The organism is Ferrovibrio sp. (assembly GCF_036381655.1).
GTDB lineage: Bacteria > Pseudomonadota > Alphaproteobacteria > Ferrovibrionales > Ferrovibrionaceae > Ferrovibrio.
Map to the genome: position 1 here is coordinate 116,369 of NZ_DASVCJ010000082.1, position 6,969 is coordinate 123,337.

At 65.1% G+C, this 6,969-nt stretch carries 9 protein-coding genes; 7 read left to right on the forward strand and 2 right to left on the reverse strand.

The genetic code is table 11. The features are described from left to right. Positions 1 to 16: 16 nt before the first annotated feature. The 5 genes from VF194_RS19215 to rpmG all read left to right on the forward strand — a co-directional run bounded on the left by VF194_RS19215 (position 17) and on the right by rpmG (position 2,951). Complete coding sequence (locus tag VF194_RS19215; protein WP_330892820.1) at positions 17 to 1,003, forward strand: magnesium transporter CorA family protein; 987 nt, start codon at positions 17 to 19, stop codon at positions 1,001 to 1,003. Beyond that, entirely contained in the window at positions 1,003 to 1,395 is a 393-nt protein-coding gene (locus VF194_RS19220) for a DUF983 domain-containing protein (protein WP_330892821.1), read from the forward strand. The genes VF194_RS19215 and VF194_RS19220 overlap by 1 nt, the downstream gene beginning before the upstream one ends. Positions 1,396 to 1,401: 6 nt before the next feature. Next, positions 1,402 to 2,103 (forward strand): NUDIX hydrolase, encoded by a 702-nt coding sequence (locus tag VF194_RS19225; RefSeq protein ID WP_330892822.1) that lies wholly within the window; start codon positions 1,402 to 1,404, stop codon positions 2,101 to 2,103. Then, entirely contained in the window at positions 2,094 to 2,717 is a 624-nt protein-coding gene (locus VF194_RS19230; RefSeq protein WP_330892823.1) for an NUDIX hydrolase, read from the forward strand. The genes VF194_RS19225 and VF194_RS19230 overlap by 10 nt, the downstream gene beginning before the upstream one ends. 66 nt (positions 2,718 to 2,783) lie before the next feature. Further along, the gene (gene rpmG / locus VF194_RS19235) at positions 2,784 to 2,951 is read left to right on the forward strand and encodes a 50S ribosomal protein L33 (protein ID WP_330892824.1); all 168 of its coding nucleotides are present in this window, start codon (positions 2,784 to 2,786) and stop codon (positions 2,949 to 2,951) included. Between the two features lie 408 nt (positions 2,952 to 3,359). On the opposite strand, the gene VF194_RS19240 is transcribed toward rpmG, so the two are convergent. Together VF194_RS19240 and VF194_RS19245 are read right to left on the reverse strand one after the other, a co-directional pair. Beyond that, positions 3,360 to 4,721, reverse strand: coding sequence for a PleD family two-component system response regulator (locus VF194_RS19240; protein ID WP_330892825.1), 1,362 nt, complete (start codon positions 4,719 to 4,721; stop codon positions 3,360 to 3,362). 12 nt (positions 4,722 to 4,733) lie between these two features. Beyond that, positions 4,734 to 5,108 (reverse strand): response regulator, encoded by a 375-nt coding sequence (locus VF194_RS19245; RefSeq protein WP_330892826.1) that lies wholly within the window; start codon positions 5,106 to 5,108, stop codon positions 4,734 to 4,736. Positions 5,109 to 5,211: 103 nt separating this feature from the next. Here VF194_RS19245 and VF194_RS19250 point away from each other — a divergent pair, with 103 nt between their 5' ends. Next, positions 5,212 to 5,913, forward strand: a complete 702-nt coding sequence (locus VF194_RS19250) for a hypothetical protein (RefSeq protein ID WP_330892827.1) — start codon at positions 5,212 to 5,214, stop codon at positions 5,911 to 5,913. A gap of 3 nt (positions 5,914 to 5,916) precedes the next feature. Further along, positions 5,917 to 6,834, forward strand: a complete 918-nt coding sequence (locus tag VF194_RS19255) for an ROK family protein (protein WP_330892828.1) — start codon at positions 5,917 to 5,919, stop codon at positions 6,832 to 6,834. Positions 6,835 to 6,969: the final 135 nt, after the last annotated feature.

The window sequence follows — 6,969 nt, forward strand, 5'->3', positions numbered from 1 at the left end:
ACCAGGGACGGCCAGCATGATTTCTGCCTACCTGCCGCAGAGCGGCCAGCTACAACGCATCGACCTGACGATCGACTCGCCCCTTCCGGACGGGGTGGTGTGGATCGACCTGTTCGAACCGACCCAGGTCGAGGAGAAGGCCGTCGAGCGCCTGCTCGAGCTGGACATGCCGACGCGGGAAGAGATGCAGGAGATCGAGGCCTCCAGCCGGCTCTATCGCGAAGGCGATGCCAGCTACATGACGGCCAACGTGCTGTATCACGCGGAAACCCCGCTGCCGCAGACGACCCCCATCACCTTCATCCGCACGCCGCGCGCGGTGGTGACGCTCCGCTACGCCGACCCGCTGTCCTTCCGGCAATTCGTCGCGCGCGCCCAGCGCCAGCCCAGCCTGTCGGCCTCCTCCGATGCCGTGCTGTGCGGCATCCTCGATTCGGTGATCGACCGCGCCGCAGACGTGCTGGAAAATGCCGGCAAGGATCTCGATGGCGTCTCGCGCGCCATTTTCGGCTATGGCGGCTCGAAAGGCTACGAAGCCGCCGACGAGACGGACCTCGAGGAAGCCGTGCGCAAGCTTGGCCGCGTCGAGGATCTGACCTCGCGCATCCGCGACAGCCTGGTTTCGCTGACCCGGCTGATCGCCTTCCTCAATCTCAGCATGACCGAGCAGCGCGGCACCAAGGAAGCGCGCCAATGGCTCAAGACGCTGGCCCGCGACGTGCAGTCGCTCAGCGAGCAGGCCGCCTTCCTGGCGCATAAGGGCAATTTCCTGCTCGACGCCACGCTCGGGCTGATCAACATCCAGCAGACCAAGATCATCAAGATCTTCTCGGTGGCCGCGGTGGTCTTCCTGCCGCCGACCCTGATCGCCAGCATCTATGGCATGAATTTCAAGTTCCAGCCGGAGCTCGACTGGACCTTCGGCTATCCTTTGGCGTTGCTGCTGATGGTCGGCTCTGCTGTACTGCCGTATTGGTGGTTCAAACGGAAAGGCTGGCTGTAATGCCCTTGCTGATGGGCGAGCTGATCGAGCGTCCGGCGGGCGCGGCCATGCTGCGCGGCTGGCGCCGCCGCTGCCCGCAATGCGGCGAGGGCGGCATCTTCGCCGGCTACCTCGCGGTCAATCCGCAATGCCCGTCCTGCGGCCTGGCGCTGAGCGGCCATCGCGCCGACGATGCGCCGCCCTACTTCACCATCCTGATCGTCGGCCATATCATCGTGCCGCTGATGCTGCTGCTGGAGCAGCATCTCCATCCGGCCGAATGGGTTCATATGGCGCTCTGGCTGCCGCTCACCTTGCTGCTGTCGCTGTGGCTGCTGCCGCATATCAAGGGCAGTCTGATCGGCCTGCAATGGGCCAAGCGCATGCACGGCTTCGGCCCGGACCCCGACTAGACGGCGATGACGGAGGACGCAGAAGCCGGCGGCAAGCCCAAGCCGCAGCGCATCCGGGACGCCGCGACGCTGATTCTCTATCGCCGCCGGGCAGGCCGCCTGGAAGTGCTGATGGGCGAGCGCCACGGCGCCAGCGCATTCATGCCCAACCGTTTCGTCTTTCCGGGCGGCCGCCTCGACCCCGCCGATTACCGCATCCAGGCCGCCGCTCCGCTCAATCCGGTCAGCACCGCCCGGCTGACCCGCTGCCCGCGCACCGGCCCGCGCAAGGCGCTGGGGCTCGCCCTGGCCGCGATCCGCGAGACCTTCGAGGAAACCGGCCTGCGCCTCGCCGTGCCGAAACCGGTCGCCGCGGCGCCCTCGTCAAGCTGGGCCGCCTTCTGCGCCAAAGGTCATGCTCCCGACCCGGCGCCGCTCCTTTATATCTGCCGGGCGATAACGCCGCCCGGCCGGCCGCGCCGGTTCGATGCCCGCTTCTTCGCCGCGCCGGCCGAAGCCGCCCTGGGCGAGTTGCGGCCGTCGCAGGAACTCGACAAGCTGAACTGGCTGACGCCGGAAGACACCAAGGACCTGCTGCTGCCCAACATCACGCAATATGTGCTGGCCCATCTGGAAGGCTGGCTCAGGCCGGAAGCTGCGGAAGATCCGAACCAGCCGACCCCGTTCCATTATATGCGCCGCGGCGAGCGGCAGCTTGAATGGGTCTAGGCGGTCCGGTCAGGCCCAGGAACGCCGCCAGCCTCGTTCTGGTCCGCCGCACGGCGTCAGGTCCCGAGGTGCTGCTGGGACGGCGGGCCGCAAAACACCGCTTCCTGCCCCATGTCTACGCCTTTCCCGGCGGGCGGCTCGATTCGAGCGATAAGTCAGATACCCTCCTTAAACCGCTGGAAAATATCTGCCATCCCGGTTGCGGCCCCGAGATGATGCGGGCGCTGGCCGTCGCCGCCCTGCGCGAGACCTGGGAGGAAACCGGCATTGCGCTGGGCATTGTGGCCGGCGGCCGGCTGCAACCCGATGCCTCCGGCCTGCGCTATCTGTGCCGGGCGATCACCCCGTCCGACAGCCCGGTGCGGTTCCATGCCCGGTTTTTCCTGCAGGATGTGAGCGGCCAGGACCTCGCCCTGGGCGGCTCGGGCGAGTTGCTCGATCTCGGCTTCCGGCCGCTCGAGGCCGCCCTGCGCCTGCCGTTGGCCGATATCACCGAATTCGTCCTGCGCCTCGTCGGCCGCCTGGGGCCGGATTTCCGCCCCCAGCAATATGCCTTTTGGCGCTACCGCGCCGGCAAATCCATGATCCGCTGGGAAAAGCCCGGTATCGGTTGACATCGGGGTGCGAATCCCTATGCTGCGCCGCCAATCCCTGCCGTCCGAACCTGTGGAATTTGCGTCATGGCCAAGCCGACAACCCTGAAGATCAAATTGGTGAGCAGCGCCGATACCGGCTATTACTACGTCACCAAGAAGAACCCGCGCACCAAGACCGAGAAGCTGACGCTGAAGAAATACGATCCGGTGGCGCGCAAGCATGTCGAATTCAAGGAAGCCAAGATCAAGTAAGGCTTTCCGCCGGGCGCCCTGACGCCCGCGCACCGAACCAGCCCCGCCAGCGGCGGGGCTTTTTGTTTGCCGGCCTCTTGCCCTTGGGGCCGATATGTTCCTATTTCAGTCCTGCAATCATTTTCGCCGTTGTTGGACATCGTCGATAGGAACTCGCCTGCCGGACCGCCCCGCGCCATCCCGGATGGTCAATGCCGTCCCGGATGGTCAAATGCCGTCCCGGATGGCCAATTCCGGGCCAAGGCGGACCGTAGCGGGCCAGGCCGAGCCGAAACGGGCCCGGCGGGCCAAAACGGTCCGGAACGGTCTGAAACGGTCTGAAACGGTCTGAAACGGTCTCAAACGGCCAGAAACCGGGGGTTTGCCATCAATGAGCATTCCACAGCTTTCATATGGCCTTTTAGTCGGTCAGCCGCGCCGGTAAACGATCCGGTTCCGCCCGCCGTTCTTGGCTTCGTAAAGGGCGTCGTCGGCGCGCATGAGCAGGCTGTCCGCCGCATCGCCCGCGATCGCCGCCGTGCAGCCGATCGAGCAGGTCACGGTCAGCTCCCCCGCCTTGGTCGCAATGGGCTTGCCGCCGATCGACTGCTGCAGGCGGGTCGCCACCACCTCGGCGGCCTGGAGATCGGTATCCGGCATCAGCACGACGAATTCCTCGCCGCCATAGCGGCAGGCCATGTCGATGCCGCGGATGTTGCGCACGATGCGCTTGCCGATCTCGCGCAGCACCTCGTCGCCGATGGGATGGCCATAGGTGTCGTTGACCTGCTTGAAATAATCGAGGTCGAGGATCAGCACCGCCGTATCGTGCTGGCTCGCCCTCTGCGCCAGCAGCGTGGCCAGATGCGAGGACATGTAGCGGCGATTATAAAGACCGGTCAGCGAATCGGTCACCGCCATTTCCATGCTCTGCTGGTAATGCAGGCGGAGGCGATCCTGATAGCGCTTGCGCCGCACCTGGGCGCGCAGCCGGGCAATGAACTCGTTGCGGTCGATCGGCCGGATCACGTAATCTGTGACGCCGATCTCCAGTCCCTTGACCAGCTGCTTCTGATCGTCCGGCCCGACCAGCAGAAGGATCGGCAGGTTGCGCGTCTCCTCCGTGGTACGGAATTGCGAACACAGCCGCAGTCCATCGGGATTCTGCAAAGCCAGACTGACGATGACGGAATCGTAGTCCTTGGCGCGCGCGCGGCTCAGCGCCTCGCCGCCATCGGCCGTCATCTCGACCTGGAACTGGCCCTCGATCATGCGCTGCAGGCGCTGCTGATCGCGCGGGTTGTCTTCCACCACCAGCAACCTGGCGGAAGCGTAATCCTCCTCCAGGCGGGGCACCGGCGGGGAGATCACACCCAGCGACGCCGACGTGCGCTCGCGCATGCGCAGCTCGTCGAGCATCAGCTTCACCCGCAGCAGCGAACGCACGCGCGCGAACATCGACACATCGTCGACCGGCTTGGTGAGAAAATCATCGGCGCCGGCGCTCAATCCCTGGACCCGGTCCTCAGGATCGCCCAGCGCGGTGACCATGACGACGGGAATATGCGCGGTTGCCGGATCGGCCTTGAGACGGCGGCAGACCTCGAAGCCGTCCATCCCGGGCATCATCACATCGAGCAGGATCAGGTCGGGATTCTGACTGCCCGCCGCATCGAGCGCCTCGGGCCCGCTGGCGGCGGTGATGACCTCGTAATATTCGCTGGTCAGCTTGGCTTCCAGCACCTTGATGTTGGTGCGGATGTCATCGACGACCAAAATACGTGCGGTCATCGGGAAATCGGGTCAGTTTTTCGGCTCAAGGAATTGCTTGACGGTTTCGATGAATTTGCCGACGGAAATCGGTTTCGCGATATAGGCGTCGCAACCGCCTTCGCGCATCTTCTCCTCATCGCCCTTCATTGCGAAAGCCGTGACCGCCACCACCGGAATGGAGCGGAGATTGTCGTCTTCCTTGATCCACTTGATGACCTCCAGGCCGGAGACTTCAGGAAGCTGGATGTCCATCAGAATCAGGTCGGGCCGGTGCTGGCGGACCAGAGCCAGAGCCTCCATGCCATCCTTGGTTTGCAGAGTCTGGTAGCCATGGGCATCCAGCAGGTCGTGGAACAACTTCATGTTGAGCTCGTTGTCCTCGACGATCAAAACGGTCTTGCTCATGGGCGGCCTTCCCCGGATAGTAACGCGATCCTACGTTATATCTTTTCTCAGCTTATACAGGGTCTTGTAGCACCCCCGCCCAGCCCGGCCAAGCCGTTTGACGATGACATTCCCGCCCAAGACCGCGACCATCCCGGACAGCCAACCGCTTGTTCCCGCTACGGTAGCCGCCCAGATCGAGGCGCTGGCGCTCACTCCCGGGCGGCCGCTGCTGATCGCCGATGCCGACGAGGTGCTGTTCTATTTCATGCGCGGGCTGGAGCGCTTCCTCGACAGCCGGGACCTCTACTTCGATTGGCGGTCCTACGCCCTCTACGGCAACATCCGGCATCGCCGCGACGGCAGCGCCATGGCGGCGGAGGATTTGCATCCGCTGCTGCAGAGCTTTTTCGCCGAGGCCACCGAACTGCTCGAGCCGGTCGAAGGCGCCGCCGCGGCTCTGGCGCATCTGGCCGGCAAGACGCAGATCGTCGTTCTGAGCAATGTTCCCCTGACATCGAAGGATGCAAGGGCGCGCGCGCTGGTCCGGCACGGTATGGATTTTCCGCTGATCGCCAATAGCGGACCGAAGGGACCGGCGGTCGCCGCCCTGCTCGAACGGGTGCAGGCGCGAGCGGCCTTCATCGACGACATCCCCCACAATCACACCTCCGTGGCGAAATTGGCGCCCGTCATGCACCGGCTGCATTTTATTGCCGATCCGCGGCTTGCCGCCTTGCTTGGGCGGGCTCCGGACTGCCATCATCGGGTCGATACCTGGGACGAAATACGCGATCATGTCGCGGCGTTGTTGATTGAGGATTAGCGCATGCGTATCGGCGTCGATCTCGGCGGCACCAAGATCGAGGCAATCGCCCTGGCCGATGATGGCACCATCCGGGCGCGCCGCCGCGTCATGGCCCCGCGCGGCGATTACGACGCCACCATCCGCGCCATCCGCGACCTGATCCATGCCATCGAGACGGAAGCCGGCCAGCAGGGACCGGTCGGCATGGGGATTCCCGGCGTGATCTCGCCTGCCACCGGCCTCGTCAAGAACGCCAACTCGACCTGGCTGATCGGCCGTCCGCTCGACCGCGATCTTGCCGCGGCGACCGGGCGCCGCGTCCGGCTCGCCAACGACGCCGATTGCTTCGCGCTGTCGGAAGCCAGCGACGGCGCCGGCATGGGCAAGGCGGTGGTGTTCGGCGCCATTCTGGGCACCGGCGTCGGCGGCGGGCTGGTTGTCCACGGCCGGCCGCTGGGCGGTCCGAATGCCATCACCGGCGAATGGGGCCATAATCCCCTGCCCTGGTCGCAGCCAGATGAACGACCGGGCCCGCCCTGCTATTGCGGACAAAACGGCTGCCAGGAAACCTTCCTCTCCGGCACCGGTCTTTGCCTGGATTACGAGCGCTCGACCGGCCGCAGGCTGGACGGCGCCGAGATCGTTGCCGCCGCCGAAGCCGGCGACGTGCAGGCCGAACAGATCCTGCAGCGCTACGAGCACCGTCTGGCGCGCGGGCTGGCGGCGATCATCAACGTGCTCGACCCCGATGTCATCGTGCTGGGCGGCGGTCTGTCGAACCTGGCGCGGCTTTACGAGAATGTGCCCAAGCTGTGGGGGGCCTTCGTCTTCTCCGACGTGGTGGTCACGCCGCTGGTGAAGAACCGTCACGGCGACAGTTCCGGCGTGCGCGGCGCTGCCTGGCTATGGCCGCCGGGCACCAGCCCGACGGAGGCCTAGACCGGAATCCCGTTAGATCGAAGCATAGCCAGCGTTCCTGAGATAGTTTGCGCATTCCTGTGGCGGGAAGCGGTCCAGCAGGCTTCCGATACGTTGCCATGTTGCCTCGACACTGCGTTCAGCTGCCTTTCGGAG

What these genes read in the sequence shown, in the direction of transcription:
- VF194_RS19215 (WP_330892820.1), top strand. Translation starts at nt 17, where the DNA reads ATGATTTCTGCCTACCTGCCGCAGAGCGGCCAGCTACAACGCATCGAC.
- VF194_RS19220 (WP_330892821.1), top strand. Translation starts at nt 1,003, where the DNA reads ATGCCCTTGCTGATGGGCGAGCTGATCGAGCGTCCGGCGGGCGCGGCC.
- VF194_RS19225 (WP_330892822.1), top strand. Translation starts at nt 1,402, where the DNA reads ATGACGGAGGACGCAGAAGCCGGCGGCAAGCCCAAGCCGCAGCGCATC.
- VF194_RS19230 (WP_330892823.1), top strand. Translation starts at nt 2,094, where the DNA reads ATGGGTCTAGGCGGTCCGGTCAGGCCCAGGAACGCCGCCAGCCTCGTT.
- rpmG (WP_330892824.1), top strand. Translation starts at nt 2,784, where the DNA reads ATGGCCAAGCCGACAACCCTGAAGATCAAATTGGTGAGCAGCGCCGAT.
- VF194_RS19240 (WP_330892825.1), bottom strand. Translation starts at nt 4,721, where the DNA reads ATGACCGCACGTATTTTGGTCGTCGATGACATCCGCACCAACATCAAG.
- VF194_RS19245 (WP_330892826.1), bottom strand. Translation starts at nt 5,108, where the DNA reads ATGAGCAAGACCGTTTTGATCGTCGAGGACAACGAGCTCAACATGAAG.
- VF194_RS19250 (WP_330892827.1), top strand. Translation starts at nt 5,212, where the DNA reads ATGACATTCCCGCCCAAGACCGCGACCATCCCGGACAGCCAACCGCTT.
- VF194_RS19255 (WP_330892828.1), top strand. Translation starts at nt 5,917, where the DNA reads ATGCGTATCGGCGTCGATCTCGGCGGCACCAAGATCGAGGCAATCGCC.